At 62.1% G+C, this 26,448-nt stretch carries 30 protein-coding genes; 15 read left to right on the top strand and 15 right to left on the bottom strand.

What is annotated here, in order from left to right:
- From ptsN to B9A31_RS17690, 8 genes are all read right to left on the bottom strand, one after another.
- Positions 1–465, bottom strand: coding sequence for a PTS IIA-like nitrogen regulatory protein PtsN (ptsN, locus tag B9A31_RS17725; protein WP_016713139.1), 465 nt, complete (start codon positions 463–465; stop codon positions 1–3).
- Positions 466–477: 12 nt separating this feature from the next.
- The gene (gene hpf / locus B9A31_RS17720; protein WP_003255135.1) at positions 478–786 is read right to left on the bottom strand and encodes a ribosome hibernation-promoting factor, HPF/YfiA family; all 309 of its coding nucleotides are present in this window, start codon (positions 784–786) and stop codon (positions 478–480) included.
- A 79-nt stretch (positions 787–865) separates the two neighbouring features.
- Positions 866–2,359 carry an RNA polymerase factor sigma-54 gene (locus tag B9A31_RS17715; protein WP_025753783.1) on the bottom strand — a complete coding sequence of 498 codons (1,494 nt, stop codon included), beginning with the start codon at positions 2,357–2,359 and terminating at the stop codon, positions 866–868.
- A gap of 176 nt (positions 2,360–2,535) precedes the next feature.
- Entirely contained in the window at positions 2,536–3,261 is a 726-nt protein-coding gene (gene lptB, locus B9A31_RS17710; RefSeq protein WP_010952146.1) for an LPS export ABC transporter ATP-binding protein, read from the bottom strand.
- Entirely contained in the window at positions 3,262–3,786 is a 525-nt protein-coding gene (lptA, locus tag B9A31_RS17705) for a lipopolysaccharide transport periplasmic protein LptA (RefSeq protein WP_012270658.1), read from the bottom strand.
- Complete coding sequence (gene lptC / locus B9A31_RS17700; protein ID WP_019099457.1) at positions 3,773–4,345, bottom strand: LPS export ABC transporter periplasmic protein LptC; 573 nt, start codon at positions 4,343–4,345, stop codon at positions 3,773–3,775. Before lptC ends, lptA begins: the two co-directional genes overlap by 14 nt.
- A gap of 8 nt (positions 4,346–4,353) precedes the next feature.
- Positions 4,354–4,878: a KdsC family phosphatase gene (locus B9A31_RS17695; protein ID WP_016713136.1), complete on the bottom strand. Its 525-nt coding sequence runs from the start codon at positions 4,876–4,878 to the stop codon at positions 4,354–4,356.
- Positions 4,879–4,889: 11 nt separating this feature from the next.
- On the bottom strand, positions 4,890–5,864 hold the full coding sequence (locus B9A31_RS17690) for a KpsF/GutQ family sugar-phosphate isomerase (protein WP_019099458.1): 975 nt from the start codon (positions 5,862–5,864) through the stop codon (positions 4,890–4,892).
- A 248-nt stretch (positions 5,865–6,112) separates the two neighbouring features.
- On the opposite strand from B9A31_RS17690, the gene B9A31_RS17685 reads away from it, so the two are divergent.
- The 10 genes from B9A31_RS17685 (at position 6,113) to hisC (ending at position 14,034) form a co-directional block, all read left to right on the top strand.
- Positions 6,113–6,922 carry an ATP-binding cassette domain-containing protein gene (locus B9A31_RS17685; RefSeq protein ID WP_016713134.1) on the top strand — a complete coding sequence of 270 codons (810 nt, stop codon included), beginning with the start codon at positions 6,113–6,115 and terminating at the stop codon, positions 6,920–6,922.
- Complete coding sequence (mlaE, locus tag B9A31_RS17680) at positions 6,922–7,719, top strand: lipid asymmetry maintenance ABC transporter permease subunit MlaE (RefSeq protein WP_016713133.1); 798 nt, start codon at positions 6,922–6,924, stop codon at positions 7,717–7,719. Before B9A31_RS17685 ends, mlaE begins: the two co-directional genes overlap by 1 nt.
- On the top strand, positions 7,719–8,204 hold the full coding sequence (gene mlaD, locus B9A31_RS17675; protein ID WP_016485045.1) for an outer membrane lipid asymmetry maintenance protein MlaD: 486 nt from the start codon (positions 7,719–7,721) through the stop codon (positions 8,202–8,204). Before mlaE ends, mlaD begins: the two co-directional genes overlap by 1 nt.
- Positions 8,205–8,213: 9 nt before the next feature.
- A complete protein-coding gene (locus tag B9A31_RS17670; protein WP_019099459.1) occupies positions 8,214–8,861 on the top strand; it encodes an MlaC/ttg2D family ABC transporter substrate-binding protein in 648 nt (215 codons plus the stop codon).
- The gene (locus tag B9A31_RS17665) at positions 8,858–9,160 is read left to right on the top strand and encodes an STAS domain-containing protein (protein WP_016713131.1); all 303 of its coding nucleotides are present in this window, start codon (positions 8,858–8,860) and stop codon (positions 9,158–9,160) included. The genes B9A31_RS17670 and B9A31_RS17665 overlap by 4 nt, the downstream gene beginning before the upstream one ends.
- A gap of 117 nt (positions 9,161–9,277) precedes the next feature.
- On the top strand, positions 9,278–9,517 hold the full coding sequence (locus tag B9A31_RS17660) for a BolA family protein (RefSeq protein ID WP_003255121.1): 240 nt from the start codon (positions 9,278–9,280) through the stop codon (positions 9,515–9,517).
- A gap of 23 nt (positions 9,518–9,540) precedes the next feature.
- Positions 9,541–10,806, top strand: a complete 1,266-nt coding sequence (murA, locus tag B9A31_RS17655) for a UDP-N-acetylglucosamine 1-carboxyvinyltransferase (RefSeq protein WP_016713130.1) — start codon at positions 9,541–9,543, stop codon at positions 10,804–10,806.
- A 91-nt stretch (positions 10,807–10,897) separates the two neighbouring features.
- Complete coding sequence (gene hisG / locus B9A31_RS17650) at positions 10,898–11,533, top strand: ATP phosphoribosyltransferase (RefSeq protein WP_016713129.1); 636 nt, start codon at positions 10,898–10,900, stop codon at positions 11,531–11,533.
- 126 nt (positions 11,534–11,659) lie between these two features.
- Positions 11,660–12,985, top strand: coding sequence for a histidinol dehydrogenase (hisD, locus tag B9A31_RS17645; RefSeq protein WP_084297180.1), 1,326 nt, complete (start codon positions 11,660–11,662; stop codon positions 12,983–12,985).
- Between the two features lie 2 nt (positions 12,986–12,987).
- Positions 12,988–14,034, top strand: coding sequence for a histidinol-phosphate transaminase (hisC, locus tag B9A31_RS17640; RefSeq protein WP_016713127.1), 1,047 nt, complete (start codon positions 12,988–12,990; stop codon positions 14,032–14,034).
- A gap of 39 nt (positions 14,035–14,073) precedes the next feature.
- Here hisC and B9A31_RS17635 read toward each other — a convergent pair whose 3' ends face one another.
- Complete coding sequence (locus B9A31_RS17635) at positions 14,074–15,258, bottom strand: alkaline phosphatase family protein (protein ID WP_084297179.1); 1,185 nt, start codon at positions 15,256–15,258, stop codon at positions 14,074–14,076.
- Between the two features lie 140 nt (positions 15,259–15,398).
- Between B9A31_RS17635 and B9A31_RS17630 the strand changes: the two genes are divergently transcribed.
- The 4 genes from B9A31_RS17630 (at position 15,399) to B9A31_RS17615 (ending at position 18,251) form a co-directional block, all read left to right on the top strand.
- Positions 15,399–16,049: a FadR/GntR family transcriptional regulator gene (locus B9A31_RS17630; RefSeq protein WP_019099462.1), complete on the top strand. Its 651-nt coding sequence runs from the start codon at positions 15,399–15,401 to the stop codon at positions 16,047–16,049.
- A gap of 13 nt (positions 16,050–16,062) precedes the next feature.
- Positions 16,063–17,343, top strand: a complete 1,281-nt coding sequence (locus B9A31_RS17625; RefSeq protein WP_025753780.1) for a CynX/NimT family MFS transporter — start codon at positions 16,063–16,065, stop codon at positions 17,341–17,343.
- Positions 17,344–17,440: 97 nt separating this feature from the next.
- Positions 17,441–17,917, top strand: coding sequence for a nuclear transport factor 2 family protein (locus tag B9A31_RS17620; RefSeq protein WP_016713123.1), 477 nt, complete (start codon positions 17,441–17,443; stop codon positions 17,915–17,917).
- Positions 17,910–18,251, top strand: a complete 342-nt coding sequence (locus B9A31_RS17615) for a GIY-YIG nuclease family protein (RefSeq protein ID WP_080587368.1) — start codon at positions 17,910–17,912, stop codon at positions 18,249–18,251. The genes B9A31_RS17620 and B9A31_RS17615 overlap by 8 nt, the downstream gene beginning before the upstream one ends.
- Here the strand turns inward: B9A31_RS17615 and yejK are convergent.
- The gene (gene yejK / locus B9A31_RS17610; protein WP_019098188.1) at positions 18,199–19,206 is read right to left on the bottom strand and encodes a nucleoid-associated protein YejK; all 1,008 of its coding nucleotides are present in this window, start codon (positions 19,204–19,206) and stop codon (positions 18,199–18,201) included. The genes B9A31_RS17615 and yejK overlap by 53 nt on opposite strands.
- Before the next feature lie 370 nt (positions 19,207–19,576).
- On the opposite strand from yejK, the gene B9A31_RS17605 reads away from it, so the two are divergent.
- On the top strand, positions 19,577–19,858 hold the full coding sequence (locus tag B9A31_RS17605) for an HU family DNA-binding protein (RefSeq protein WP_003255106.1): 282 nt from the start codon (positions 19,577–19,579) through the stop codon (positions 19,856–19,858).
- A 50-nt stretch (positions 19,859–19,908) separates the two neighbouring features.
- On the opposite strand, the gene rlmF is transcribed toward B9A31_RS17605, so the two are convergent.
- The 5 genes from rlmF to B9A31_RS17580 all read right to left on the bottom strand — a co-directional run bounded on the left by rlmF (position 19,909) and on the right by B9A31_RS17580 (position 26,267).
- On the bottom strand, positions 19,909–20,859 hold the full coding sequence (gene rlmF, locus B9A31_RS17600) for a 23S rRNA (adenine(1618)-N(6))-methyltransferase RlmF (RefSeq protein ID WP_019098189.1): 951 nt from the start codon (positions 20,857–20,859) through the stop codon (positions 19,909–19,911).
- 86 nt (positions 20,860–20,945) lie between these two features.
- Positions 20,946–23,792: a valine--tRNA ligase gene (locus B9A31_RS17595; RefSeq protein ID WP_019098190.1), complete on the bottom strand. Its 2,847-nt coding sequence runs from the start codon at positions 23,790–23,792 to the stop codon at positions 20,946–20,948.
- Between the two features lie 131 nt (positions 23,793–23,923).
- Positions 23,924–24,289: a hypothetical protein gene (locus B9A31_RS17590; protein WP_016713119.1), complete on the bottom strand. Its 366-nt coding sequence runs from the start codon at positions 24,287–24,289 to the stop codon at positions 23,924–23,926.
- A 5-nt stretch (positions 24,290–24,294) separates the two neighbouring features.
- Positions 24,295–24,723 carry a DNA polymerase III subunit chi gene (locus B9A31_RS17585; RefSeq protein ID WP_019098191.1) on the bottom strand — a complete coding sequence of 143 codons (429 nt, stop codon included), beginning with the start codon at positions 24,721–24,723 and terminating at the stop codon, positions 24,295–24,297.
- Between the two features lie 50 nt (positions 24,724–24,773).
- Complete coding sequence (locus B9A31_RS17580; protein ID WP_084297178.1) at positions 24,774–26,267, bottom strand: leucyl aminopeptidase; 1,494 nt, start codon at positions 26,265–26,267, stop codon at positions 24,774–24,776.
- Positions 26,268–26,448: the final 181 nt, after the last annotated feature.

The following is a 26,448-nucleotide window of genomic DNA, read 5'->3' as shown; positions in this document are numbered from 1 at the left end:
TCAGTGCTCGTTCTGTACGTCCAGGACAACCTGGAACAGGGCCTCACTGCTGGTGGCCGCGCGCAGGCGATCACGGACCTCCTTGCGATCGAGCATGCTGGCGATCTGACGCAGCAGTTCCAGATGCGCATCGGTGGCGGCTTCGGGTACCAGCAGTACAAACAGCAGGTCCACGGGCGCGCCATCGATGGCGTCGTAATCAATAGGTGCTTCCAGGTGCAGCAGGGCGCTAACCGGCGCTGAACAGCCTTCAAGGCGGCAGTGCGGAATGGCGATGCCATTGCCGAAACCGGTCGATCCGAGTTTTTCGCGGGCGACCAGCTTTTCGAAGACGTCTTGCATCTCCAGTTCTGGCACTTGGTCGGCGATGACGGTGGCGACCTTTTCCAGGGCGCGCTTCTTGCTGCCGCCCGGCACGTTCACGAGTGAACGGCCGGGGGTCAGGATGGTTTCAAGTCGGATCATGGATGAGGGGGATCAGCGGGCAGCTGCACCTTGCAGCAGGCTTTGCTGTTTTTCCTTGTGTTTTTTCAGTTGGCGGTCGAGCTTGTCGGCCAAGGCGTCGATCGCTGCATACATGTCTTCGTGTTCGGCGTTGGCTACCACTTCGCCGCCGGGAATCTGCAGGGTCGCCTCGACCTTCTGCTGCAGCTTCTCGACTTTCATGATGACCTGCACGTTGGTGATCTTGTCGAAGTGACTTTCCACGCGGGCGAGCTTTTCAAGCACGTAATCGCGCAGTGGCTGGGTGACTTCTACATGCTGTCCACTGATATTGACTTGCATACAGCTTCTCCTTTGTTGCCCGTGCATAAAGAGGCAGGTCTTGCACCTGCCCCACAAACGCTGTGGCACATCTCAGGGGCTACATCAGTCGCTTGCGCTCACTCGACGGTGCGATGCCGAGGGACTCGCGGTACTTGGCGACGGTGCGACGGGCTACCTGGATGCCTTGTGCCTCCAGTAAACCAGCGATCTTGCTGTCACTCAATGGCTTTTTCTGATTTTCCGCCGCAACCAGTTTTTTGATGATCGCGCGGATCGCCGTGGACGAGCATTCTCCGCCTTCGGAGGTGCTGACGTGGCTGGAGAAAAAGTATTTCAGTTCGTAGATGCCACGCGGTGTATGCATGTATTTCTGCGTGGTAACCCGCGAAATGGTCGACTCGTGCATGCCCACCGCTTCTGCGATGTCATGCAATACCAGCGGCTTCATGGCTTCGTCACCATGGTCGAGGAAACCGCGCTGGTGCTCGACGATCTGTGTGGCAACCTTCATCAGGGTTTCGTTGCGGCTTTGCAGGCTCTTGATGAACCAGCGCGCTTCCTGCAACTGGTTGCGCATGAAGGTGTTGTCGGCGCTGGTATCGGCACGGCGCACGAAACCGGCGTATTGCGGGTTGACGCGCAGGCGCGGGATAGCCTCCTGGTTCAGCTCCACCAGCCAGCGGTCGCTGTCTTTGCGCACGATGACGTCAGGCACCACGTACTCGGGCTCGCTGGACTCGATCTGCGAACCGGGGCGCGGGTTGAGGCTCTGTACCAGTTCGATCACCTGGCGCAGCTCGTCTTCCTTGATTTTCATGCGCCGCATGAGCTGGCTGTAATCGCGGCTGCCGAGCAGGTCGATGAAATCGGTGACCAGGCGCTTGGCTTCGGTCATCCAGGGAGTACTGGCGGGCAACTGGCGCAGTTGCAGCAGCAGGCATTCGCCCAGGTTGCGCGCGCCGACGCCGGCTGGCTCGAACTGCTGGATGCGGTGCAGCACCGCTTCGACCTCGTCCAGCTCGATATCCAGCTCCGGGTCGAAACCGGCGCAGATTTCCTCGAGCGTGTCTTCCAGGTAGCCCTGGCCATTGATGCTGTCGATCAGCGTGACGGCGATCAGGCGGTCGGTGTCGGACATCGGTGCCAGGTTCAGTTGCCACAGCAGGTGGCTCTGCAAGCTCTCGCCGGCTGAGGTGCGGGTGGTGAAGTCCCACTCGTCGTCATCGTTGCTTGGCAGGCTGCTGGCGCTGGTCTGGTAGATGTCTTCCCAGGCGGTATCGACTGGAAGCTCGTTGGGGATGCGCTCGCTCCACTCACCGTCTTCCAGGTTGTCGGCACTGGCGGTGCTTTCCTGGAAACTGTTGTCCTGGACTTCGGCGGCCGGCTTGTTCTCGGCGTTGTCCGCCATCGGGTCGCTGTTGTCGAAGTCGTCGCCGTCTTCCTGACGTTCGAGCATCGGGTTCGACTCCAGCGCTTCCTGGATTTCCTGTTGGAGGTCCAGGGTGGAAAGCTGGAGCAGGCGGATGGCCTGTTGCAACTGCGGTGTCATCGTCAGTTGCTGGCCCATTTTTAGGACGAGCGATGGTTTCATGGCTGGGGCTTAATACCTTGTTCGCCGGCGCGCATGCGCCATCCACTACACGAGGGCGCCGGGGCGCCAGATCAAGCAAGTTTTATGCCTTAAATTGTAGCGTTTGCCTAGAGCACTGTAACAACTTTCACCCCGGTTTCAGGGCGATTTGCCAGTACTCCAGGCATGTGCCGGGGTCAGAGCCGGAACTCGTGACCCAGGTAAACCTCTTTGACCAGCTCGTTGGCCAGGATGGTCTCGGCATCGCCTTCGGCGATCAGGCGGCCATCGTTGACGATATAGGCGGTTTCGCAGATATCCAGGGTTTCGCGCACGTTGTGGTCGGTGATCAGTACACCAATGCCCTTGGCCTTGAGGTGGTGGATGATCTGCTTGATGTCGCCGACCGAAATCGGGTCGACGCCAGCGAACGGTTCGTCCAGCAGGATGAACTTGGGTGCGGTGGCCAGGGCGCGGGCAATCTCGACCCGGCGGCGTTCACCACCGGACAGGCTCATGCCGAGGTTGTCACGGATGTGGCTGATGTGGAACTCCTGTAGCAGGCTTTCCAGTTCTTTGCGGCGCCCGTCGCGGTCGAGGTCCTTGCGGGTCTCGAGGATGGCCATGATGTTGTCGGCCACCGACAGCTTGCGGAAGATCGAGGCCTCCTGCGGCAGGTAGCCGATGCCGGCGCGGGCGCGGCCGTGCATGGGCTGGTGGCTGACATCGAGGTTATCGATAAGCACACGCCCCTGCTCGGCCTGGACCAGCCCGACAATCATGTAGAAGCAAGTGGTCTTGCCGGCGCCGTTGGGGCCAAGCAGGCCGACGATCTGGCCGCTGTCGATCGACAGGCTGACGTCACGTACCACCTGTCGCCCCTTGTAGCTCTTGGCCAGGTGCTGGGCTTTGAGGGTTGCCATTTACTCGGCCTTCTTCTTGGGCTGGATCACCATGTCGATACGCTGACGCGGTGTGGTCACGTTGCCACCGCGACCCGCAGTCGCCACCTGGGTCTGAGTGTTGTAGACGATTTTCTCGCCTTCGGTGGTGTTGCCCTCGTTCTCGACCTTGGCACGGTCGGTGAGGATCACCAGGTCCTTCTGCGACTGGTACTGGATGGTAACGCCCCAGCCTTTCATCTTGTCCGGCTTGGCCGCGCTCTGCTGCTGCTCGAAGTAGGCCAGGTTGCCCACCGAGGTCACCACGTCGATGTCGCCAGAGGCGGAACGGGTGATGGTCACGGTGTTGCCTTTGATCATCATCGAACCCTGGGTGATGATCACGTCGCCGGTGTAGGTGGCCACGCCTTGCTTGTCGTCCAGGTGGGCGTTGTCGGCCTGGATACGGATCGGCTGGTCACGGTCGTTCGGCAGGGCGAGGGCGCTCGCGCTTCCCAGTGCTGCGCTCAGGCTGAGCAAAAGGGGGAGGGTTTTAACGAGCCTCATACTGTCCTCTTACGTTAGAGAGCAAGTCCATCTTGCCTTCTTTCAAATACGCTTTCATTCCTTTGCCCGTAGTAGTGCCACCGGCGCCGTCGATTCTAACGGCTTGCTCGGTCTGCGCATATTGCTTCTGCGGGAACACGGTCATGCGTGAGCTGGTAATGATGGTTTCGCGCTGCTTTTCGTCGGTGCGAGCAACCCGTACCTTGTCGATCAGCTCGACCTCGGTACCGTCCGGGTTGACCTCGGCGCGGGTGCTCTGCACGTGCCACGGGTATTCGGTGCCGCGGTACATGTGCAGGTCCGGCGTGGTCAGCAGGGTGATTTCACTGGCCTTGAGGTGTTCGACCTTGTCGGCGGTCATCTCGTACTGCAGTTTGCCGTCGGGCAGAAACTGCACGCTGTGGGCGTTGATCGCATAGTAGTCGATAGCGCTTTCGTCGACCTGGGCCACCGGCTTGTCGAGGAAGCTTTCCGGGCTGACATTCCAGTAGCCGATCGCCACCAGCAGGGCAGCGATCACTGCGAGCAGCGCAGCATTGCGGGCTTTCTTGCTGAACATGGGCAGCCTTACAGGTAGTTGGCGTTGGCAGCGTCCAGGGTACCCTGGGCCTGCATGATCAGTTCGCAGAATTCACGGGCCGCTCCCTCGCCGCCGCGTGCCTGGGTCACGCCGTGGGCGTGCTGGCGAACGAACGGCGCGGCGTTGGCCACGGCCATGCCCAATGCTACCCGGCGAATGACCGGCAGGTCCGGCAGGTCGTCGCCCAGGTAGGCTACTTGATCATAGCTTAGGCCCAGTTCGGCGAGCAGGCCGTCAAGCACGACCAATTTGTCCTCTCGGCCCTGATACAGGTGCGGGATGCCGAGGTTTCTGGCGCGGCGCTCGACCACCGGGGTCTTGCGGCCGCTGATGATCGCGGTGGTCACGCCCGCGTTCATGAGCATCTTGATGCCCTGGCCGTCGAGGGTGTTGAAGGTCTTGAATTCGCTGCCGTCTTCGAGGAAGTACAGGCGCCCGTCGGTGAGCACGCCGTCCACGTCGAACACTGCCAGCTTGATGTGCTTGCCGCGTTGCATGAGGTCCTGGTTCATTCCATCGCTCCTTACATTACGCCGGCGCGCAGCAGATCGTGCATGTTCAGGGCACCGGTCGGGCGGTCTTCGCGATCCACCACCACCAGGGCGCCGATCTTGTGGTCTTCCATGATCTTCAGGGCTTCGGCGGCAAGCATTTCGGCACGTGCCGTCTTGCCATGCACGGTCATGACCTGATCGATCAGGGTGGTGTGTACGTCGATGTTGCGGTCCAGGCTGCGGCGCAGGTCGCCGTCGGTGAAGATCCCGGCCAGCTTGCCGTCAGCTTCGACGATCACGGTCATGCCCAAACCTTTGCGGGACATTTCAAGGAGCGCGTCCTTGAGCAGGGTGCCACGCGGCACTTGAGGCAGTTCGTCGCCGGCATGCATCACGTTCTCGACCTTGAGCAGCAGGCGTCGGCCCAGTGCGCCACCCGGGTGCGAGAAGGCAAAGTCCTCGGCGGTGAAGCCTCGGGCTTCGAGCAGGGCGATGGCCAGGCAGTCCCCCAGCACCAGCGACGCCGTGGTAGAGGAGGTGGGCGCCAGGTTCAGCGGGCAGGCCTCTTGCGCGACGCGGGCGTCAAGGTTGACCTCGGCGGCCTGGGCCAGGGGCGAATCCGGGTTGCCGGTAAGGCTGATCAGCTTGATGCCCAGGCGCTTGATCAGGGGCAGCAAGGTGACGATCTCTGCGGTGCTGCCGGAATTCGACAGGGCAAGGATGACATCCTCGCGGGTGATCATGCCCATGTCACCATGGCTGGCTTCGGCCGGGTGCACGAAAAATGCCGGGGTGCCGGTGCTGGCCAGGGTGGCGGCGATCTTGTTGCCGATGTGCCCGGACTTGCCCATGCCGACCACGACAACCCGGCCCTTGCAGGCCTGGATCAGTTCGCAGGCCTTGACGAAGTTGTCGTCGATGCGCGCCAGCAGGGCCTCTACGGCCTCGAGTTCCAGGCGCAGGGTGCGTTGGGCGGATTGGATCAGCTCGCTGGATTGGCTCATGTCGAAAAAGCAATGCCTGATGAAAAGGCCGCGATTATACGCGCAATGACAAAAACCCTCACCCTTTCGATTGCTGTGGCGAATGTCATCAAAGCCTGTCTCAGGGCTGAACGACTCGTTGCCCGGCCTTGGGGCGGCGCTGTCAGCGGTGCTATAGTTCGCCGCTATTCGGCCTGCCAGGGGCGCGTGTGCCTTCCTGATGGAGGCCGGCGTCCATTAGGACGAGGCTGCACTAGCAAGGAGTCTAGATGAGTGTGGATAGCGCCTACGCGGTCGAGTTGAAGGGGCTTACCTTCAAACGCGGTTCGCGCAGCATTTTCAGCAACGTCGACATTCGCATCCCGCGCGGCAAGGTCACCGGCATCATGGGGCCATCGGGTTGCGGCAAGACCACGTTGCTCCGCCTGATGGGCGCGCAGCTGCGCCCCTCCAGCGGTGAGGTATGGGTTGCCGGGCAAAACCTGCCGACGCTGTCGCGCAGCGACCTGTTCGACGCCCGCAAGCAGATGGGTGTGCTGTTCCAGAGCGGCGCGCTGTTCACCGACCTCGATGTGTTCGAGAACGTCGCGTTCCCGCTGCGCGTGCACACCCAGCTGTCGGACGAGATGATCCGTGACATCGTGTTGATGAAGCTGCAGGCCGTGGGCCTGCGCGGTGCCATCGACCTGATGCCCGACGAACTGTCTGGCGGCATGAAGCGCCGTGTGGCGCTGGCCCGGGCCATTGCCCTGGACCCGCAGATCCTCATGTACGACGAACCGTTCGTCGGCCAGGACCCGATCGCCATGGGCGTACTGGTGCGCCTGATCCGCCTGCTCAACGATGCGTTAGGCATCACCAGCATCGTCGTATCCCACGACCTGGCAGAAACCGCCAGCATTGCCGACTACATCTATGTGGTGGGGGACGGCCAGGTGTTGGGCCAGGGCACGCCTGATGAGCTGATGGGGTCGGACAACCCACGGATTCGCCAGTTCATGAAGGGCGACCCGGACGGCCCGGTTCCCTTCCACTTTCCTGCGCCTGATTACCGCGCCGACCTGCTGGGGGCGCGTTGATGCGCAGAAGATCCTTACTCGAACGTGTCCGCCTGCTAGGTCGCTCGGCGATCGACGTGCTGGCGGTACTGGGGCGTTCCTGCCTGTTCCTGTTCCATGCACTGATCGGCCGCGGCGGCATCGGCGGCGGTTTCCAGTTGCTGACCAAGCAGCTGTACTCGGTAGGCGTGCTGTCGCTGGCGATCATTGTCGTGTCCGGGGTGTTCATCGGCATGGTGCTGGCGCTGCAGGGCTACAGCATCCTGACCAAATACGGTTCGGAACAGGCGGTGGGGCAGATGGTCGCCCTGACCCTGCTGCGCGAGCTTGGTCCGGTGGTGACAGCGTTGCTGTTCGCCGGCCGCGCAGGCTCCGCACTGACCGCTGAAATTGGCAACATGAAGTCCACCGAGCAGCTGTCGAGCCTGGAAATGATCGGCGTCGACCCGCTCAAGTACATCGTCGCGCCACGCCTTTGGGCCGGTTTCATCTCGTTGCCGCTGCTGGCGCTGATCTTCAGCGTGGTCGGCATCTGGGGGGGCTCGTGGGTGGCTGTGGACTGGCTGGGTGTATACGAGGGCTCGTTCTGGGCCAACATGCAGAACAGTGTTTCCTTTACCGACGACGTGCTCAACGGGTTGATCAAGAGCCTGGTGTTCGCCTTCGTCACGACCTGGATCGCCGTATTCCAGGGGTACGACTGTGAGCCCACCTCAGAAGGGATCAGCCGTGCCACCACCAAGACCGTGGTCTACGCCTCGTTGGCAGTGCTGGGTCTGGACTTTATTCTGACCGCCTTGATGTTTGGAGATTTCTGATGCAAAACCGCACCCTGGAAATCGGTGTCGGCCTGTTCCTCCTGGCCGGGATCCTGGCGCTGCTGCTGCTGGCCCTGCGTGTCAGCGGGCTGTCGGCCAGCCCGAGCAGCGATACCTATAAAGTTTATGCCTACTTCGACAATATCGCCGGTTTGACGGTCAGAGCTAAAGTGACCATGGCCGGTGTGACGATCGGCAAGGTTACCGCCATCGATCTGGACCGTGATTCCTACACCGGTCGGGTGACGCTGCAGCTGGACAAGTCGGTGGACAACCTGCCGACCGACTCCACGGCCTCGATCCTGACCGCCGGCTTGCTTGGCGAGAAGTACATCGGCATCAGCGTGGGCGGCGAAGACCAGGTGCTCAAGGACGGTGCGACCATCCACGACACCCAGTCGGCACTGGTGCTGGAAGATCTGATTGGCAAGTTCCTGCTCAACTCCGTTGGCAAGGAACCGAAAGAAGCGCAACCGGCTAATTAAGGAGTTTCCATGATTTCGATCCTGCGACGTGGCCTGCTGGTCCTGCTGGCGGCCTTCCCTCTGATGGCCCTGGCCGCGCAGTCGCCGCACGACGTGGTGCAGAGCACCACCACCGAGCTGCTGAGTGAGCTCAAGGCCAACAAAGAGCAGTACAAGTCCAACCCGCAAGCTTTCTACGACACCCTTGACCGGATCCTCGCGCCGGTGGTCGATGCCGACGGTATTTCCAAAAGCATCATGACCGTCAAGTACTCGCGCAAGGCCACGCCCGAGCAGATGCAGCGCTTCCAGGAAAACTTCAAGCGCAGCCTGTTCCAGTTCTACGGTAACGCGCTACTGGAGTACAACAACCAGGGTATCGTCGTAGACCCGGCCAAAGCCGATGACGGCAAGCGCGCTTCCGTAGGTATGAAGGTCACCGGCAACAATGGCGCCGTATACCCGGTGCAGTACACCCTGGAAAACCTGGGTGGCGAATGGAAAGTGCGTAACGTCATCGTCAACGGCATCAACATCGGCAAGCTGTTCCGCGACCAGTTCGCCGATGCCATGCAGCGCAACGGCAACGACCTGGACAAGACCATCGATGGCTGGGCCGGTGAAGTGGCAAAGGCCAAGCAGGCTGCCGACAACTCGCCAGAGAAGACCGTCAAATGAGTGAGGCCGCTGTAAGCATGGCCGAGCCGGGCGTACTGCGCCTGGCTGGTGTGCTGGATTACCGTAGCGGCCCGGTCCTGCGCAAGCAGGGCAAGGCACTGATCGCGGCTTGTCGCGAGGCGCAGCTGGTGCTGGATTGCTCGGCGGTGCAGCACTCCACCAGCGTAGGTCTGTCGCTGTTGCTGGCATTCATGCGCGATGCCCAAGCGGGTGGCAAGGGCTGCCAGGTGCGCAACATGCCCGACGACATGCGGGAAATTGCCGAGGTTTATGACCTCGATGAAGTGCTGGCAACCTGATGGCCCAGCGCGGATGATGGCCCCTCGGTCAGCGAAACCCTCGTTGGGCTTCGCAGGCGAGGGGCTTTTTTGTATGATGGCCGACCCGTGCGCATCGGGCGCCGATTGAGGTTGAGCATGCAGGCCGTAGAAGTTAAAAGCTTCCTTGAAGAGAAATTGCCGGGTTCCCGGGTCGAAGTTGAAGGCGAAGGCTGCAACTTCCAGTTGAACGTGATCAGCGACGAGTTGGCTGGCCTTAGCCCGGTCAAACGCCAGCAGGCGATCTATGCTCACCTGAATCCGTGGATTGCCAATGGCAGCATCCATGCGGTAACCATGAAATTTTTCAGCAGCGCAGCCTGGGCTGAGCGCACCTGAGCCAACTTGGCGGCGAGATTCCAATGGACAAACTGATTATTACTGGCGGCGCTCGCCTTGACGGCGAGATCCGCATTTCGGGTGCGAAGAACGCAGCCCTGCCAATTCTGGCGGCTACCCTGCTGGCTGACGGCCCGGTCACCGTGGGCAACCTGCCGCACCTGCACGACATCACCACCATGATCGAGCTGTTCGGCCGCATGGGCATCGAGCCTGTGATCGACGAAAAGCTGGCGGTGGAGATCGACCCACGCACCATCAAGACCCTGGTCGCGCCTTACGAGCTGGTCAAGACCATGCGCGCCTCGATCCTGGTGCTGGGCCCGATGGTTGCCCGTTTCGGCGAAGCCGAAGTGGCCCTGCCTGGCGGTTGCGCCATTGGCTCACGCCCGGTCGACCTGCACATCCGTGGCCTCGAAGCCATGGGCGCGAAAATCGAAGTGGAAGGCGGCTACATCAAGGCCAAGGCGCCTGAGGGTGGCCTGCGCGGTGCGCACTTCTTCTTCGACACCGTCAGCGTGACCGGTACCGAAAACATCATGATGGCCGCTGCCCTGGCCAAAGGCCGCAGCGTGCTGCAGAACGCCGCGCGTGAGCCGGAAGTGGTCGACCTGGCCAACTTCATCAATGCCATGGGTGGCAACGTCCAGGGCGCTGGCACCGACACCATCACCATCGATGGCGTCGAGCGCCTGCACTCGGCCAACTACCGCGTGATGCCGGACCGCATCGAGACCGGTACCTACCTGGTCGCTGCTGCCGTGACTGGCGGCCGTGTCAAGGTCAAGGACACCGACCCGACCATCCTTGAAGCCGTACTGGAAAAACTCAAGGAAGCCGGCGCCGACATCAACACCGGCGAAGACTGGATCGAGCTGGACATGCACGGCAAGCGGCCGAAAGCCGTCAACCTGCGTACCGCTCCGTACCCGGCGTTCCCGACCGACATGCAGGCGCAGTTCATCTCGCTGAACGCCATTGCCGAAGGCACGGGCGCAGTGATCGAGACCATCTTCGAAAACCGTTTCATGCATGTTTACGAAATGCACCGCATGGGCGCGCAGATCCAGGTCGAAGGCAACACTGCCATCGTCACTGGCGTAAAAGCGCTGAAGGGTGCCCCGGTCATGGCCACCGACCTGCGTGCGTCCGCCAGCCTGGTGCTGTCGGCGCTGGTTGCCGAAGGCGATACCCTGATCGATCGCATCTACCACATCGACCGTGGTTACGAGTGCATCGAAGAGAAACTGCAGATGCTCGGCGCGAAAATCCGCCGCGTACCGGGCTAGTAGCCCGAAGGTGCATGGACGCACCCTTTGAATTGAATGCGGCCAGGTCGATGACCTGGCCGGCAGCAGCCGCTTAAGGACCGACGTTCCAATGTTGACCATCGCGCTTTCCAAAGGCCGTATTCTCGACGATACCCTGCCGTTGCTGGCCGAGGCCGGTATCGTGCCGACCGAGAACCCGGACAAGAGCCGCAAACTGATCATCCCCACCACGCAGGACGACGTGCGCCTGCTGATCGTGCGTGCTACCGACGTGCCGACCTATGTCGAGCATGGTGCCGCCGACCTGGGTGTGGCCGGCAAGGACGTGCTGATGGAGTACGGCGGCCAGGGCCTGTATGAGCCTCTGGACCTGCAGATTGCCCAGTGCAAGCTGATGACGGCTGGCGCGGTTGGCGCGCCTGAGCCCAAGGGCCGCCTGCGCGTGGCCACCAAGTTCGTCAACGTAGCCAAGCGTTACTACGCCGAGCAGGGGCGTCAGGTCGACATCATCAAGCTATATGGCTCGATGGAGCTGGCACCGCTGATCAACCTCGCCGACAAGATCATCGACGTGGTCGACACCGGCAACACCCTGCGTGCCAACGGCCTGGAGCCCCAGGAACTGATCGCCACGATCAGCTCGCGCCTGGTGGTCAACAAGGCCTCCATGAAAATGCAGCACGCCCGTATCCAGAGCCTGATCGACACGCTTCGTCAAGCGGTCGAATCGCGACACCGCGGCTGACTCCTGCGCGCGGCCTTCGCTGTCGCGCCCGTCTATCCGCGTCATAGCCATTTTTCTCGGGTGCCCGCGCGGATGGACTGGTAGCCTAGGGCGCCTGAGCATTCGCTAATAATCGAGGCCCTCGCCATGACCGTGTCCACTGCAATTGCCCGTCTCAACGCCGCTGATCCGGATTTCGCCCGACATCTGGATCATCTGCTGAGCTGGGAAAGTGTGTCCGATGACGCGGTCAACCAGCGCGTGCTCGACATCATCATGGCCGTGCGTGAGCGCGGTGATGCGGCGCTGGTTGAATTCACCCAGCGTTTCGATGGCGTAGATGCCAAGTCGATTGACGACCTGATCCTCAATCGTGAACGCCTGGAGCTGGCGCTGACCCGCATCACCCCGGCCCAGCGCGAAGCCCTGGAAACAGCCGCCAATCGCGTGCGCATGTACCACGAGCGGCAGAAGCAGGATTCCTGGCAGTACACCGAGGCCGACGGCACTGTGCTTGGCCAGAAGGTTACCCCACTGGACCGTGCTGGCCTGTATGTGCCGGGCGGCAAGGCGTCGTACCCGTCGTCGGTGTTGATGAACGCCATCCCGGCCAAGGTTGCCGGCGTGGCCGAAGTGGTCATGGTGGTACCGACCCCGCGTGGTGAGGTCAACGAGCTGGTGCTGGCGGCCGCGTGCATTGCCGGTGTCGACCGTGTGTTCACCGTCGGTGGTGCCCAGGCTGTTGCCGCGTTGGCCTACGGCACCGAAAGCGTGCCGCAGGTGGACAAGATCGTCGGCCCAGGCAACATCTACGTTGCTACTGCCAAGCGCCATGTGTTCGGCCAGGTGGGCATCGACATGATCGCCGGCCCGTCGGAAATCCTCGTGGTGTGCGACGGCCAGACCGACCCGGACTGGATCGCCATGGACCTGTTCTCCCAGGCCGAGCACGACGAAGACGCCCAGGCCATTCTGGTCAGCCCGGATGCCGCCTTCCTCGACCGCGTTGCCGCCAGCATCGACAAGCTGATGCCGACCATGGAGCGTGCCGAAATCATCGAGAAGTCGATCAACGGCCGTGGTGCACTGATTCAGGTGCGTGACATGCAACAGGCGATGGACGTGGCCAACCGTATTGCACCGGAACACCTGGAACTGTCGGTGGCCGACCCGCAAGCCTGGTTGCCGCACATTCGCCACGCTGGGGCGATCTTCATGGGCCGCCACACCAGCGAAGCGCTGGGCGATTACTGTGCCGGCCCCAACCACGTGTTGCCGACCTCCGGCACCGCACGTTTCTCGTCGCCGCTGGGGGTGTATGACTTCCAGAAGCGTTCGTCGATCATCTTCTGCTCCGAGCAGGGTGCCTCCGAGCTGGGGCACACCGCGTCGGTCCTGGCCCGTGGCGAGTCGCTGACCGCCCACGCCCGCAGCGCTGAATACCGTATCCTGACCCAAGAGAAGGGGAACTGAGCATGAGTCGATTCTGGAGCCCCTTCGTCAAGGACCTGGTGCCTTACGTGCCGGGCGAGCAGCCCAAGCTGGCCCGTCTGGTCAAGCTCAACACCAACGAAAACCCCTATGGCCCATCGCCCAAGGCGCTGGAGGCCATGCGCGGTGAGTTGAACGATAACCTGCGCCTTTACCCGGACCCGAACGGTGACCGCCTCAAGCAAGCGGTGGCCGACTATTACGGCGTAACCCCGGCGCAAGTGTTTGTCGGCAACGGCTCGGATGAGGTGTTGGCGCACATCTTCCACGGCCTGTTCCAGCACGATGCACCGCTGTTGTTCCCGGACATCAGCTACAGCTTCTACCCGGTCTACTGTGGTCTCTACGGTATTGCCTTCGAGCAGGTGGCGCTGGACGAGCAGTTCCAGATCCGCATCGAGGACTACAACAAGCCCAACGCCGGCATCATCTTCCCCAACCCCAACGCGCCGACAGGTTGCCTGATGCCGCTGCAGGCAGTGGAGCAGTTGCTGCAGGCCAACCGTGACTCGGTGGTGGTGGTGGATGAGGCTTACATCGATTTCGGCGGCGAGACGGCCATCAGCCTGGTGGACCGCTACGACAACCTGCTGGTCACCCAGACGCTGTCGAAGTCGCGCTCGCTGGCTGGCCTGCGGGTTGGTCTGGCGGTGGGGCATCCGGACCTGATCGAGGCACTGGAGCGGATCAAGAACAGCTTCAACTCCTACCCGCTGGACCGAGCGGCGATCGTGGGCGCAGCGGTGGCGTTCGAAGACCGTGAGTACTTCGAAGAAACCTGCCGTAAAGTGATCGACAGCCGCGAAGCGTTGGTCGGGCAGTTGCAAGCCAAGGGCTTTGAAGTGTTGCCTTCGGCCGCCAACTTCATCTTCGCCCGCCACCCGCAACAGGATGCCGCCGAACTGGCTGCCCGACTGCGGGAGCAGGGCGTGATCGTGCGTCACTTCAAGCAGGCACGCATTGCCCAGTTCCTGCGCATTACCATCGGTACGCCAGAGATGAACCAGGCGTTGCTCGATGCGTTGAACTGAAGCATTGTCGGGCGCGCCTTTATTAAGAGCGCGCCCGGCTTAATAACTGCTTTCTTCTATGACAAATGCTTTGCCAGCCGGACGGTTACGCACCGCCGCTGGTGTGCCATCGAGCACTAGCACATAGTCGTTCTCCTGCCCCATGCCTTCGGGGTCGGTCCATTGCCCGTCCTTGGCCGGTACTTGCGCAACCACATGCCCGTTCTTGAGTATCGTCAGGTAGCCGGGAGCATTGCTGTTCCAGCGTACCCGCCCTTTGGTTTCGTCGACCCGTACCTTGCGCACGCCGGTATCACCCAGCAAGGGTGTGCCATCCAGTAGCCATTCCGGCAGCAGTTTCAGGCCCATGTGACGTAACACGGTGGGGGCGACCGAGGTTTGCGCAGGCAGGCTGTACAGGTGGTTCGGCCCAGGGTTTTCCGCTGGAATGCCGGGTTGCGAAAGTTCCTGGTTCAACGGCTTGTTGCTGGCAATGAAGATGGTTTTTTCCTGCTCCGACATACCGCCATGCGCTTTGCCCCAGTAATCCCGCCCATGGTCCGTGCTGACGATCACCAGCCAGTCTTCCTGCGGGTTCAGGCGCTGGCGCTCATCGACCTTGTCCAGCAAATGGCCGATCTGGCTGTCGAGCGTGCGCAACGACTGTTGATAGCGTTCGCCAAAGCCGCTGTCGTGGCCAGTCTGGTCTGCTTCATCCAGTTGAATGAAGGTAAAGTCGGCGGGTGTATTGTCCAGGATCTGCAGCGTTCGCTCGATGACGCGTGCATCTGATAAACCACTCTCACGCACATCGGCGCCATGGGCGTCCTCCAGCAGGTAGGCCGTGTTCAGCGGTGACCAGCCGACCACGCTGGACAGGTAGGCATTCGGCATGGCCAGTCGCAGTCGTTTGAACAGGCTGGGAAACGACGGGTCTACCCGCAATGACTCGGCATTGTTGCTGACCCCGTGCTTGTTGCTCCAGACACCCGTCAGCAACGTGACCCATCCCGGGCCGCACAAGGTCGGTTGCTCGCTGGCCTTGCCGTTGATGCCACCCGTATAGGCCTTGCCGTAATACAGCCGCTGGCTCAGGTTGGTCGCGTTGCCCAATTGCAGGTAGCGCTCAAGCTGCACACCATCGAGACCGATTAACAAGGCCTTGGGGCGGCTTGGGTGTCGGGTCGGTTCGCAACCCGGGAGTATGGCCAGAAGCAGCAATAGCAGCAGGCTAGTGAGTCGCATGTCAGGACGCCCTTGAAAGTACATTGCGAGCGTTGCAACAACGTGGGTTGTTCACAACTGGCAGAAATGTCAGGTGGTTTGCGGCGTAGACCGACCTCCAGTAAGCTTGTGCAAATTCATCGGATGATTGGTTGAGTGCAATGAATACTGAGCTGACCAAGCGTTCCCTGGTTGAGCTTGCTGTGGATCGCATGCGTGAGCGCATCGTGCTGGGCGACTGGCAGGTCGGCCAGCGACTGCCTACCGAGCCGGAGTTGGCCCTGCAACTGGGCATCAGCCGCAATACCGTGCGCGAAGCCATGCGTGTGCTGGCGTTCAGTGGCCTGGTGGAAATTCGCCAAGGTGACGGTAGTTACCTGCGCACGGCCCAGGATCCGCTGCAGGCGGTGCAGGCGATGTCTCGCTGCAGTGCTGAGCAGGCCCGGGAAACCCGTCACATCCTCGAAGCCGAAGCTATCGGCTTGGCGGCGCTGCGCCGTACCGATGCCGATCTGCAGGCGCTACGCGATGCGCTGGCCAGCAGCGCCGGGCACTTTCACGGGGATGTCGATGCTTATGTGGCCTGCGACCTGGTGTTCCACCAGCGGTTGGTCGATGCCGCCCACAACCCGGCGTTAAGCGAGCTGTATCGCTACTTTTCCGGGGTGGTGGCTGCCGCGCTGCAACGCAACATGGCGACTGTTCCGCGGTGTCAGGCCACGTTCGACCTGCACGGCCAGATCCTCGAAGCCATCGAACAACGCGACGCGGAGCGGGCCAAGCGCCTCAGCCGCACCCTCATCGAATCCTGACACCGAGAAGGCCATGGCTGAATCCATCACCCGCAATACCCCGCCGAACGAGCGGGACCTCGATGAGCTGCTGATCGATGCCGAGGCTGACGACGAGCAGGTGCAGCAGCAGCCTGTAGTGTTGCGGCGGCCCTGGCTGTTGCTGCTGGGCCTGGTGCTGGTAGCCTTGAACCTGCGCCCGGCGTTGTCGAGCATGGCGCCGGTGCTGGGGCTGGTGTCTGAAGGGCTGGGGCTGAGTGCCTCGCAGGCCGGCTTGCTGACCACCTTGCCGGTGCTGTGCCTGGGGCTGTTCGCGCCGCTGGCACCCTTGCTGGCGCGGCGTTTTGGCAGTGAGCGGGTGATCCTCGGCATTCTTGTCACGTTGGCGCTGGGTATCGGGGTGCGAAGCGCCTTCGGCCCCGTTGGCGTGTTCCTCGGCAGCCTGATGGCGGGGGCGAGCATTGGCATTATCGGCGTGCTGCTGCCGGGTATCGTCAAGCGCGACTTCCCGCAGCACGCCGGCACGCTGACCGGTGTGTACACCATGGCGTTGTGCCTGGGCGCCGCCATGGCGGCGGGGGCTACCGTACCGTTGGCCCAGCATTTTGGCGGTAGTTGGGCACTTGGGCTGGGCTTCTGGGTATTGCCGGCCTTGCTGGCGATGCTGGTGTGGCTGCCACAGGCCCGCCAGGGGCATGGCCTGCACAAGGTGGCTTATCGTGTACGGGGCCTGTGGCGCGATCCGCTGGCCTGGCAGGTGACCTTGTACATGGGCTTGCAGTCATCGCTGGCTTACATCGTGTTCGGTTGGTTGCCATCGATCCTGATAGGCCGTGGCCTGAGCCCGACCGAGGCAGGGCTGGTGCTGTCGGGGTCGGTGATCGTGCAGCTGGTCAGCTCGCTGAGTGCGCCCTGGCTAGCCACCCGTGGCAAGGACCAACGCCTGGCGATCGTGCTGGTCATGTTGATTACCCTGGCGGGCCTGTTCGGTTGCCTGTATGCGCCGGTTTCGGGGCTGTGGGGATGGGCCGTGGTGCTGGGCCTGGGGCAGGGCGGTACTTTTGCCCTGGCGCTGACCCTGATTGTGCTGCGTTCGAAAGACGCCCATGTAGCGGCGAACCTGTCGAGCATGGCGCAGGGCGTGGGTTACACCTTGGCGTCGATGGGGCCGTTTGCGGTGGGGCTGGTGCATGACCTTACCGGGGGCTGGGCCGCGCTGGGGTGGATTTTTGCGGTATTGGGTATTGGTGCCATCGTGTTCGGGCTGGGTGCCGGGCGGGCGTTGCATGTGCAGGTGACCAGCGAAAAAGTCTGAGACGGGTGATGGCAGTGCCGGCCTCTTCGCGGGTACTGGCATAAGCTATCGGGGCAGATTATCGTGCTGCTTTGAACCCCAGGACGGACCTGCCCCCATGAGCGACGCCAACCGCGACCTGATCACCCGCTTCTACCAGGCCTTCCAGCGCCTGGACGCCGAGGCGATGGTGGCCTGCTACAGCGACGATATCGTTTTCAGCGACCCGGTTTTCGGCACCCTGCGCGGCAAGGATGCAGGTGATATGTGGCGTATGCTCACCCGCCGCGCCAAGAACTTTACCCTGACGTTCGACAGCGTCCGCGCCGATGAGCGCAGTGGCGGCGCGCACTGGGTGGCCACCTACCTGTTCACCCAGACCGACCGTGTTGTGGTCAACGACATCCAGGCGCGTTTTGTCATTCGTGATGGGCTGATCTGCCAGCATGACGACACCTTCGACCTGTGGCGTTGGTCGCGGCAGGCCTTGGGTATGCCTGGCGTATTGCTGGGCTGGTCGCCGCTGGTGCAGAACAAGGTTCGCCTGCAGGCATTCAAGGGATTGCGCGCATTCCAGCAGGCCCAAGGTGAGTGAAACCGTCGAATCCGTTGTTGGCAAACCCTGGTATGTCTACCTGGTAAGGACCGCCAACGGCTCGCTGTACTGCGGCATCAGCGATGACCCTCAGCGGCGTTTTGCGGCGCACCAGAAGGGGCAGGGCGCCCGCTACTTCAAGACCAGTCCAGCCCAGGCGCTGGTGTATGTGGAGCAATGGCCGGATAAAGGCGAGGCTTTGCGTCAGGAGCGGCTGGTAAAGCGGCTGCGCAAATCGGCAAAGGAGGCGCTGGTGGCCTCCTTTACCGGCTTTGAGGGGATTAGTCCTTGCGCCGCTTCAACTGATCCACCAGCGTTGTCGGCAGCCCCTTGATGATCAGGGTGCCTGCCGCCTCGTCATACTCCACTTTGTCGCCCAGCAAGTGTGCCTCGAAGCTGATCGACAGCCCCTCGGCACGCCCGGTGAAGCGGCGGAACTGGTTGAGGGTGCGCTTGTCCGCCGGGATTTCTGGCGACAGGCCATAGTCCTTGTTGCGGATGTGGTCGTAGAACGCTTTGGGCCGGTCTTCGTCGATCAGGCTGGACAGCTCTTCCAGCGTTACCGGCTCGCCCAGTTTGGTCTGGGTGGTGGCGTACTCGACCAGGGTCTGGGTCTTTTCGCGGGCGGACTCTTCCGGCAGGTCTTCGCTCTCGACGAAGTCACTGAAGGCTTTGAGCAGGGTACGGGTTTCGCCTGGGCCATCTACACCTTCCTGGCAGCCGATGAAGTCGCGGAAGTAATCCGACACTTTCTTGCCGTTCTTGCCCTTGATGAACGAGATGTACTGCTTGGAGTTCTGGTTGTTCTTCCACTCCGACAGGTTGATGCGTGCCGCCAGGTGCAACTGGCCAAGGTCAAGGTGGCGCGAGGGCATCACGTCGAGTTCGGCGTTCACCGCTACCCCTTCGCTGTGGTGCAGCAGCGCAATGGCCAGATATTCGGTCATGCCTTGCTGGTAATGGGCGAACAGGATATGGCCGCCAGTGGACAGGTTGGACTCTTCCATCAGCTTTTGCAGGTGTTCCACGGCAATGCGGCTGAAGGCGGTAAAGTCTTTTTCTTCGTCCAGGTACTGCTTCAGCCAGCCGCTCAACGGGTAGGCGCCCGACTCACCGTGGAAAAAGCCCCAGGCTTTGCCTTGCTTGGCGTTATAGCTGTCATTGAGGTCGGCCAGCAGGTTCTCGATGGCATCGGAGGCGGCCAGTTCGGAGTCGCGAGCATGCAGCACCGCGGGGCTGCCATCAGGCTTTTTGTCGATCAGGTGAACGATGCAATGACGGATTGGCATGGGATTCTCGGCGAGCTGCAAAAGTTGCCAAGTTTACCCTAGACACAAGGTGATGCAGTGGCCGTATGTTGGCAGATATGTCGGTTGTTCGTTTTTTGTTCAAATTTGTGCGTTTTAAGCTAAAACCCCCGAAAAACCTGCATTAAATCGAAGTGCGCAGCGGATATTTATCTGCTCCTGTGGTAGTTTTGCGCGGTCTTGTGCCCCTCGTGTGGCGCATTGCTGGCAGCGTGCTGTCGTCGTGTCGAACCAAACGCCGATTTACGTATCTACATACGCGATTGGCGCGGCCCTCCACTTTCAGGGGCTGGCCCGATAACGTCGTAGTTCGCTGCATAACCATCGAATTTGATAGGGAAGGAACACCACCATGGCATTGACCAAAGACCAACTGATTGCCGACATCGCCGAATCGATCGCCGCGCCAAAAGCCACCGCCAAGAACGCTCTGGAGCAACTGGGCCAGATCGTTGCCGACCAACTGGAAAACGGCGCTGAAATCACCCTGCCAGGCATCGGCAAGCTGAAAGTCTCCGAGCGTCCTGCCCGTACCGGCCGCAACCCTTCGACTGGCGCTGCCATCGAAATCGCTGCCAAGAAAGTCGTCAAGTTCGTTCCAGCCAAAGTGCTGACCGACGCCATCAACAAGTAATTGTTGACGTGTTGACGAAACCGCGCCCGGCTTGCCCGGGCGCGGTTTTTTCATGCCTGTGATTTACGCTGGGCGTGCCAGGCCTGGCGCGCGGCATCGTCAAGGAAGCTCCAGGCGACCATGCGGCTCTGTTTCTGCCCCTGGCCCATTTCGATGATGCGTACGGCCTTGGCGCCTGCCTTCTTCAGTGCGGTCTCGATGCCCGGCAAGTTACTGGCCTTGGACACCAGGCTGGTGAACCACAGCACCCGCTCGGCGTACTGCACGCTCTCGCCGACCAGTTGGGTGACAAAGCGGATTTCGCCGCCCTCGCACCACAGTTCATTGTTCTGGCCACCGAAGTTGAGCACAGGCAGCTTGCGCTTGGGGTCTTGCTTGCCCAGGTTCTTCCATTTGCGCTGGCTGCCACGGGTGGCTTCTTCGCGTGAGGCATGGAAGGGCGGGTTGCACAGGGTCAGGTCGAAGCGTTCGTCATCCTGCAGCAGGCCGCTGAGGATGTGCGTGCGATTGGTCTGTTGGCGCAGGGTGATGGCCTTGCCCAACCCATTGGCCTGCACGATGGCCTTGGCCGATGCCAGGGCCACGGGGTCGATGTCCGAGCCCAGGAAGCGCCAGCGGTAGTCGCTGTGCCCAAGCAGTGGGTAGATGCAGTTGGCACCCACACCGATATCCAGTGCATGCACCTTGGCACCCTTTGGCGCCTCGCCGGCGTTGTCTTCGGCCAGCAGATCGGCGGCCACGTGAATGTAGTCGGCGCGGCCGGGGATGGGCGGGCACAGGTAGTCGGCGGGGATATCCCAGTGCTGGATGCCGTACTGGGCCTTGAGCAGGGCACGGTTGAACACGCGCACGGCTTCAGGGTTGGCGAAGTCGATGCTCGGTTTGCCGTGGGGATTGGTGATGGTGAAGCGGGCAAGGTCCGGGTGGGCCTTGATCAGGCTAGGGAAGTCGTAGCGGCCCTGGTGGCGGTTGCGCGGGTGCAGGGTAGGTTTCTGGATCATGGTGGAGTCCTGAAAAGCATCGCGGGCAAGCCCGCTCCTACGTTGACCTGTAGGAGCGGGGTTGCCCGCGATGAATTTACCGAGGTTTACAGCGCAGCGATGCGCGCATGCTGCTCGGTGAAGTTGGCCAGGGCCTGTTCAGACTCGGCCAGCTTGGCACGTTCCTTCTCGATCACCGCAGGCGGAGCCTTGTCGACGAAGGCGGCGTTGGACAGCTTGCCACCCACGCGTGCCACTTCGCCTTGCAGGCGCTGGATTTCCTTGTTCAGGCGCGCCAGCTCGGCATCCTTGTCGATCAGGCCGGCCATTGGCACCAGCACTTGCAGGTCACCGACCAGGGCGGTGGCCGACAGCGGCGCTTCGTCGGCATCGCCCAGCACGGTGAACGACTCCACCTTGGCCAGCTTCTTCAGCAGCGCTTCGTTTTCCAGCAGGCGGCGTTGGTCGTCGGCGTTGGCGTTCTTCAGGAACAGCGGCAGCGGCTTGCCTGGGCCGATGTTCATTTCGGCGCGGATGTTGCGCAGGCCGACCATCAATTCCTTGAGCCACTCGATGTCACCTTCAGCGGCGGCGTCGATGCGTGCCTCATTGGCCACCGGCCACGGCTGCAGCATGATGGTCTTGCCTTCGATACCGGCCAGCGGCGCGATGCGCTGCCAGATTTCTTCGGTAATGAACGGCATGAACGGGTGCGCCAGGCGCAGCGCCACTTCCAGCACGCGCACCAAGGTGCGGCGGGTACCACGAGCGCGCTCGACCGGGGCGTTTTCATCCCACAGTACCGGCTTGGACAGCTCCAGGTACCAGTCGCAGTACTGGTTCCAGATGAACTCGTACAGCGCCTGGCTGGCCAGGTCGAAGCGGAACTGCTCCAGCTGGCGGGTCACTTCGGCTTCGGTGCGCTGCAGCTGCGAGATGATCCAGCGGTCAGCCAGCGACAATTCGTAAGCTTCGCCGTTCTGGCCACAGTCCTCGCCCTTGTCCAGCACGTAGCGGGCGGCGTTCCAGATCTTGTTGCAGAAGTTGCGGTAGCCTTCGACGCGGCCCATGTCGAACTTGATGTCGCGGCCTGTCGAGGCCAGCGAGCAGAAGGTGAAGCGCAGGGCGTCGGTGCCGTAGCTGGCGATACCTTCAGGGAACTCGGCCTTGGTCTGCTTGGCGATTTTCTCGGCCAGCTTGGGCTGCATCATGCCACTGGTGCGTTTTTCCAGCAGGGCGTCGAGGGTGATGCCGTCGACGATGTCCAGCGGGTCCAGCACGTTGCCCTTGGACTTGGACATCTTCTGGCCTTGGCCGTCACGTACCAGACCGTGCACGTACACGGTCTTGAACGGTACCTGCGGGGTGCCGTCCTCGTTCTTGATCAGGTGCATGGTCAGCATGATCATGCGCGCAACCCAGAAGAAGATGATGTCGAAGCCGGTTACCAGCACATCGGTGGAGTGGAACTTCTTGAGGAACTCGGTCTGTTCCGGCCAGCCCAGGGTGGAGAAGGTCCACAAGCCGGAGCTGAACCAGGTGTCGAGCACGTCGTCGTCCTGGCGCAGGACCACGTCGGCGCCCAGGTTGTGCTTGGCGCGCACTTCTTCCTCGTTGCGGCCAACGTAGACCTGGCCGGCCTCGTCGTACCACGCCGGGATGCGGTGGCCCCACCACAGCTGGCGGCTGATGCACCAGTCCTGGATGTCACGCATCCAGGAGAAGTACATGTTCTCGTACTGCTTGGGCACGAACTGGATACGGCCATCTTCCACGGCGGCGATGGCAGGTTCCGCCAGCGGCTTGGTGGAGACGTACCACTGGTCGGTCAGCCACGGCTCGATCACGGTGCCCGAACGGTCGCCTTTCGGCACCTTCAGGGCGTGGTCGTCGATGCTCACCAGCAGGCCCTGGGCATCCAGGTCGGCAACGATCTGCTTGCGCGCGACGAAGCGGTCGAGGTTGGCGTATTGGGCAGGCAGTCGGGTATCAACCTGCTCGTTGACGCTGCCGTCGAGGTTGAAGGCCTGGGCGCTGGCAAGCACGAAGGCGTTCTTGTCGAAGATGTTCAGCAGCGGCAGGTTGTGGCGCTTGCCGACTTCGTAGTCGTTGAAGTCGTGAGCCGGGGTGATCTTCACGCAGCCGGTACCAAACGCTGGGTCGCAGTAGTCGTCGGCGATGATCGGGATGCGGCGACCAACCAGCGGCAGTTCGACGAACTTGCCGATCAGTGCCTGGTAGCGTTCGTCGTTCGGGTTGACCGCAACGGCCGCGTCACCCAGCAGGGTTTCCGGACGGGTGGTGGCAACCACCAGGTAGTCGTTGCCTTCGGCGGTCTTGGCGCCGTCGGCCAGCGGGTAGCGCAGGTTCCACAGGTGGCCTTTTTCGTCGTGGTTTTCCACTTCGAGGTCAGAGATGGCCGTGTGCAGCTTGGTATCCCAGTTGACCAGGCGCTTGCCACGGTAGATAAGGCCATCTTCATGCAGGCGCACGAACGCTTCTTTAACGGCTTCGGAGAGGCCGTCGTCCATGGTGAAGCGCTCGCGGCTCCAGTCTACCGAGGAGCCCAGGCGGCGGATCTGGCGGCTGATGTTGCCACCGGACTGGTCCTTCCATTCCCAGACCTTTTCCAGGAACTTCTCGCGGCCCAGGTCATGACGGTTCTGGCCTTTGGCTTCGAGCTGGCGCTCGACCAGCATCTGCGTGGCGATACCGGCGTGGTCGGTGCCTGGCTGCCACAGGGTGTCGCGGCCTTGCATGCGGCGGAAACGGATCAGGGCGTCCATGATCGCGTTGTTGAATCCATGGCCCATGTGCAGGCTGCCGGTCACGTTCGGCGGCGGGATCATGATGGTGTAGGACTCGCCTGCACCTTGTGGGGCGAAATAGTTCTCGGACTCCCAGGTGTTGTACCAGGAAGTTTCGATGGCGTGCGGCTGGTAGGTCTTATCCATGCGCGGCGGGACCCTGTGCATTTATTCGGGAAAGCCGGGAAGTATAACCAAGGTGGGGGCCGCAGGCGACAAGCTGCTGCTATCTGGCAGTGCGGCGGCGCCTGCTTCGCGGGCACCGCCGAAATTCAGGCTTACTCCGAACGCTTGATCAACCGCTCGATCCGCGCATCCAGCCGGCGCTTGATCTCGTTCTCGATGTGCGGGGTGAAGTCGTTGATCACGTCCTGCATGATCATCTGCGCGGCCGCACGCAGTTCGCTCTCCAGGTGCAGCAGGGTGTCCTGGCGGCGGGTTTGCGGGTCGTCCTCGGGTTCGGCAGCCACCGGTTCGGCAACCGGTGCAGGGTTGCCGGCAGGTTCGTCAAGCAGCAACGGAATCTGCTCCACCGTTTCGGTCAGCAGCGGCGGTTGCAGGTCGGCGTCGCCAAGCAGCTGTCGGATTGACTCGAGGTCATCGAGCAGATGGGCGGAGTCGGGCAAAGGGGAGGGCTTGTCCATCGTCGTCAAAGTCGCTGTAAGCGGTGGTCTTGCAGAGCATAGCCCTGTTCGCGGTAGAAACGGAATCGCTCTCGGGCCGATTGGCGGATGCCAGGCTCCTCGACCACGATTTCGGCCACCCGCTCGAACTGGCCGACAAAGCCCGGCACGCTGGCGCCCAGGTTGATCAGCAAGTCGCGGTGCTCGCCCGCGCTGTCTGCCAAGCCCAACGCCACGCCGGCATCGGCATGCACCTCGGCCAGGTCGTGGGGCACGAACGCCTCGCCCTTGAAGCGCCACAAGCGTTGGTCCAGCTCGCTGCGCTGTTCCGCGTCCTGGCAGTGCAGGTAGACCCGGTGGCCGAGGCGCCAGGCCTTTTCGCACAGCTTGCAGGCGAAATCCAGCCGCGCCGACAGCGAGTCGGTGGGCAAGATGTAGAAGTCGACTTTGCTCATGGTGAGAATCGCCGGCCAGTGGCGCACAAGGCGCCACCGGCCTCACGGCGTCACGCGCCAGCGCGGTCCAGCAGGTACTGGGTCAGCAGAGGCACTGGGCGGCCGGTGGCGCCTTTGTCCTTGCCGCCACTGACCCAGGCGGTACCGGCGATGTCCATGTGCGCCCAGTTGTAGGCCTTGGCGAAGCGCGACAGGAAGCAACCCGCGGTGATGGTGCCGGCCTTCGGCCCGCCGATGTTGCCCATGTCGGCGAACGGGCTGTCCAGCTGCTCCTGGTATTCGTCGAACAGCGGCAGCTGCCAGGCACGGTCGTCGGCGCGCTTGCCGGCGTCGAGCAACTGGTCCACCAGGTCGTCGTTGTTGCCCATCAGGCCGGAGGTGTGGCTGCCCAGGGCGACGATGCAGGCGCCGGTCAGGGTGGCGATGTCGATCACCGCCTGCGGCTTGAAGCGCTCGGCGTAGGTCAGGGTGTCGCACAGCACCAGGCGGCCTTCGGCGTCGGTGTTGAGAATTTCCACGGTCTGGCCGCTCATGGTGGTGACGATGTCACCTGGGCGGGTGGCACCGCCGCTCGGCATGTTTTCGGCGCAGGCCAGCAGGCACACGAGGTTGATTGGCAGCTGCAGTTCCAGCACGGCACGCAGGGTTCCGAACACACTGGCGGCGCCACACATGTCGTATTTCATTTCGTCCATGCCGGCGCCTGGCTTGAGGCTGATGCCGCCGGTGTCGAAGGTGATGCCTTTACCGACCAGCACGAATGGCTTGTCGGCCTTTTTGCCGCCCTGGTAATTCAGCACGATCAGGCGTGGAGGCTGGTCGCTGCCTTGGCCCACGGCATAGAACGCACCCATGCCCAGGTCCTTGATCTTCTTCTCGTCCAGCACCTCGACCTTCAGCGCCTTGTGCGCCTTGCCCAGGTCCTTGGCCTGCTCTGCCAGGAAGCTTGGGTGGCAGAGGTTAGGCGGCAGGTTGCCCAGGTCGCGGGTGAAAGCCATACCGGTGGCGATGGCGCTGGCGTGTTTGACCGCACGCTCGACTTCGGCCTGCCCGGCCTTGTCGGCCAACAGGGTGACCTTTTTCAGGGCGCGCGGCTCGGCCTTCTGGCTCTTGAAACGGTCGAAGACGTATTCGCCGTCGAGCAGGGTTTCGGCCAGCAGGCGGTATTTACCGTAATGGGCGTCGCGGTTGTTGACCGCCACATCGTCCAGGGCCAGCACTGCATCGGCACCGTTCAGGCCCTTGAGTACGCCGGCCACGCTGGCAACCAGCTTGCGCCAGGCGCGGTCGCCCAGGGCTTCATCCTTGCCACTGCCTACCAGCAGCACGCGCTCGGCCTTCAGGCCCGCAAGGTTCTGCAGCAGCAGGGTCTGGCCCGGCTTGCCGGCCAGGTCGCCGCGCTTGAGCACGGCGCTAATGGCACCCTCGCTGGCCAGGTCGACAGCCTTGGCCACAGCACCGAGCTTGCGGTTTTCACCTACCGGAATGACCAGTGTGGCGGTTTTTACGGATGCAGCAGCTACGCTTTTTACAACCAGTTCCATGTCAGGATCCCCGAATGATCGATACGAATGGCGCTGTGTGTGCCAGCGCTCTGGACGGGCCTGGCCGCTTAGTGGCGCGCCAGCGGAAAAGCTGCCAGTTTGAGCCTGCGGCAAGCGTGCTGACAACCCCGTTATGCGCGTTCATGCGCGGCCAAGTGACAGGGGCGGTCAATCACAGGAT

The organism is Pseudomonas sp. URIL14HWK12:I5 (genome assembly GCF_900176445.1).
GTDB lineage: Bacteria > Pseudomonadota > Gammaproteobacteria > Pseudomonadales > Pseudomonadaceae > Aquipseudomonas > Aquipseudomonas monteilii.
The sequence above is the reverse complement of the archived record's forward strand: the minus strand, read 5'-3'. Positions and strand labels throughout refer to the sequence as shown.

Bases quoted from the DNA above. Each gene is read 5' to 3' on its own strand.
- B9A31_RS17590 (WP_016713119.1), bottom strand. From the start codon at position 24,289: ATGGACAAGCCCTCCCCTTTGCCCGACTCCGCCCATCTGCTCGATGAC.
- hisG (WP_016713129.1), top strand. From the start codon at position 10,898: ATGTTGACCATCGCGCTTTCCAAAGGCCGTATTCTCGACGATACCCTG.
- B9A31_RS17695 (WP_016713136.1), bottom strand. From the start codon at position 4,878: ATGAACCAGGACCTCATGCAACGCGGCAAGCACATCAAGCTGGCAGTG.
- B9A31_RS17665 (WP_016713131.1), top strand. From the start codon at position 8,858: ATGAGTGAGGCCGCTGTAAGCATGGCCGAGCCGGGCGTACTGCGCCTG.
- murA (WP_016713130.1), top strand. From the start codon at position 9,541: ATGGACAAACTGATTATTACTGGCGGCGCTCGCCTTGACGGCGAGATC.
- lptB (WP_010952146.1), bottom strand. From the start codon at position 3,261: ATGGCAACCCTCAAAGCCCAGCACCTGGCCAAGAGCTACAAGGGGCGA.
- B9A31_RS17620 (WP_016713123.1), top strand. From the start codon at position 17,441: ATGAGCGACGCCAACCGCGACCTGATCACCCGCTTCTACCAGGCCTTC.
- mlaD (WP_016485045.1), top strand. From the start codon at position 7,719: ATGCAAAACCGCACCCTGGAAATCGGTGTCGGCCTGTTCCTCCTGGCC.
- B9A31_RS17585 (WP_019098191.1), bottom strand. From the start codon at position 24,723: ATGAGCAAAGTCGACTTCTACATCTTGCCCACCGACTCGCTGTCGGCG.
- B9A31_RS17690 (WP_019099458.1), bottom strand. From the start codon at position 5,864: ATGAGCCAATCCAGCGAGCTGATCCAATCCGCCCAACGCACCCTGCGC.
- B9A31_RS17625 (WP_025753780.1), top strand. From the start codon at position 16,063: ATGGCTGAATCCATCACCCGCAATACCCCGCCGAACGAGCGGGACCTC.
- mlaE (WP_016713133.1), top strand. From the start codon at position 6,922: ATGCGCAGAAGATCCTTACTCGAACGTGTCCGCCTGCTAGGTCGCTCG.
- rlmF (WP_019098189.1), bottom strand. From the start codon at position 20,859: ATGATCCAGAAACCTACCCTGCACCCGCGCAACCGCCACCAGGGCCGC.
- B9A31_RS17670 (WP_019099459.1), top strand. From the start codon at position 8,214: ATGATTTCGATCCTGCGACGTGGCCTGCTGGTCCTGCTGGCGGCCTTC.
- hisC (WP_016713127.1), top strand. From the start codon at position 12,988: ATGAGTCGATTCTGGAGCCCCTTCGTCAAGGACCTGGTGCCTTACGTG.
- B9A31_RS17605 (WP_003255106.1), top strand. From the start codon at position 19,577: ATGGCATTGACCAAAGACCAACTGATTGCCGACATCGCCGAATCGATC.
- B9A31_RS17635 (WP_084297179.1), bottom strand. From the start codon at position 15,258: ATGCGACTCACTAGCCTGCTGCTATTGCTGCTTCTGGCCATACTCCCG.
- B9A31_RS17580 (WP_084297178.1), bottom strand. From the start codon at position 26,267: ATGGAACTGGTTGTAAAAAGCGTAGCTGCTGCATCCGTAAAAACCGCC.
- hisD (WP_084297180.1), top strand. From the start codon at position 11,660: ATGACCGTGTCCACTGCAATTGCCCGTCTCAACGCCGCTGATCCGGAT.
- lptC (WP_019099457.1), bottom strand. From the start codon at position 4,345: ATGTTCAGCAAGAAAGCCCGCAATGCTGCGCTGCTCGCAGTGATCGCT.
- B9A31_RS17685 (WP_016713134.1), top strand. From the start codon at position 6,113: ATGAGTGTGGATAGCGCCTACGCGGTCGAGTTGAAGGGGCTTACCTTC.
- yejK (WP_019098188.1), bottom strand. From the start codon at position 19,206: ATGCCAATCCGTCATTGCATCGTTCACCTGATCGACAAAAAGCCTGAT.
- B9A31_RS17660 (WP_003255121.1), top strand. From the start codon at position 9,278: ATGCAGGCCGTAGAAGTTAAAAGCTTCCTTGAAGAGAAATTGCCGGGT.
- B9A31_RS17630 (WP_019099462.1), top strand. From the start codon at position 15,399: ATGAATACTGAGCTGACCAAGCGTTCCCTGGTTGAGCTTGCTGTGGAT.
- lptA (WP_012270658.1), bottom strand. From the start codon at position 3,786: ATGAGGCTCGTTAAAACCCTCCCCCTTTTGCTCAGCCTGAGCGCAGCA.
- ptsN (WP_016713139.1), bottom strand. From the start codon at position 465: ATGATCCGACTTGAAACCATCCTGACCCCCGGCCGTTCACTCGTGAAC.
- B9A31_RS17715 (WP_025753783.1), bottom strand. From the start codon at position 2,359: ATGAAACCATCGCTCGTCCTAAAAATGGGCCAGCAACTGACGATGACA.
- hpf (WP_003255135.1), bottom strand. From the start codon at position 786: ATGCAAGTCAATATCAGTGGACAGCATGTAGAAGTCACCCAGCCACTG.
- B9A31_RS17595 (WP_019098190.1), bottom strand. From the start codon at position 23,792: ATGGATAAGACCTACCAGCCGCACGCCATCGAAACTTCCTGGTACAAC.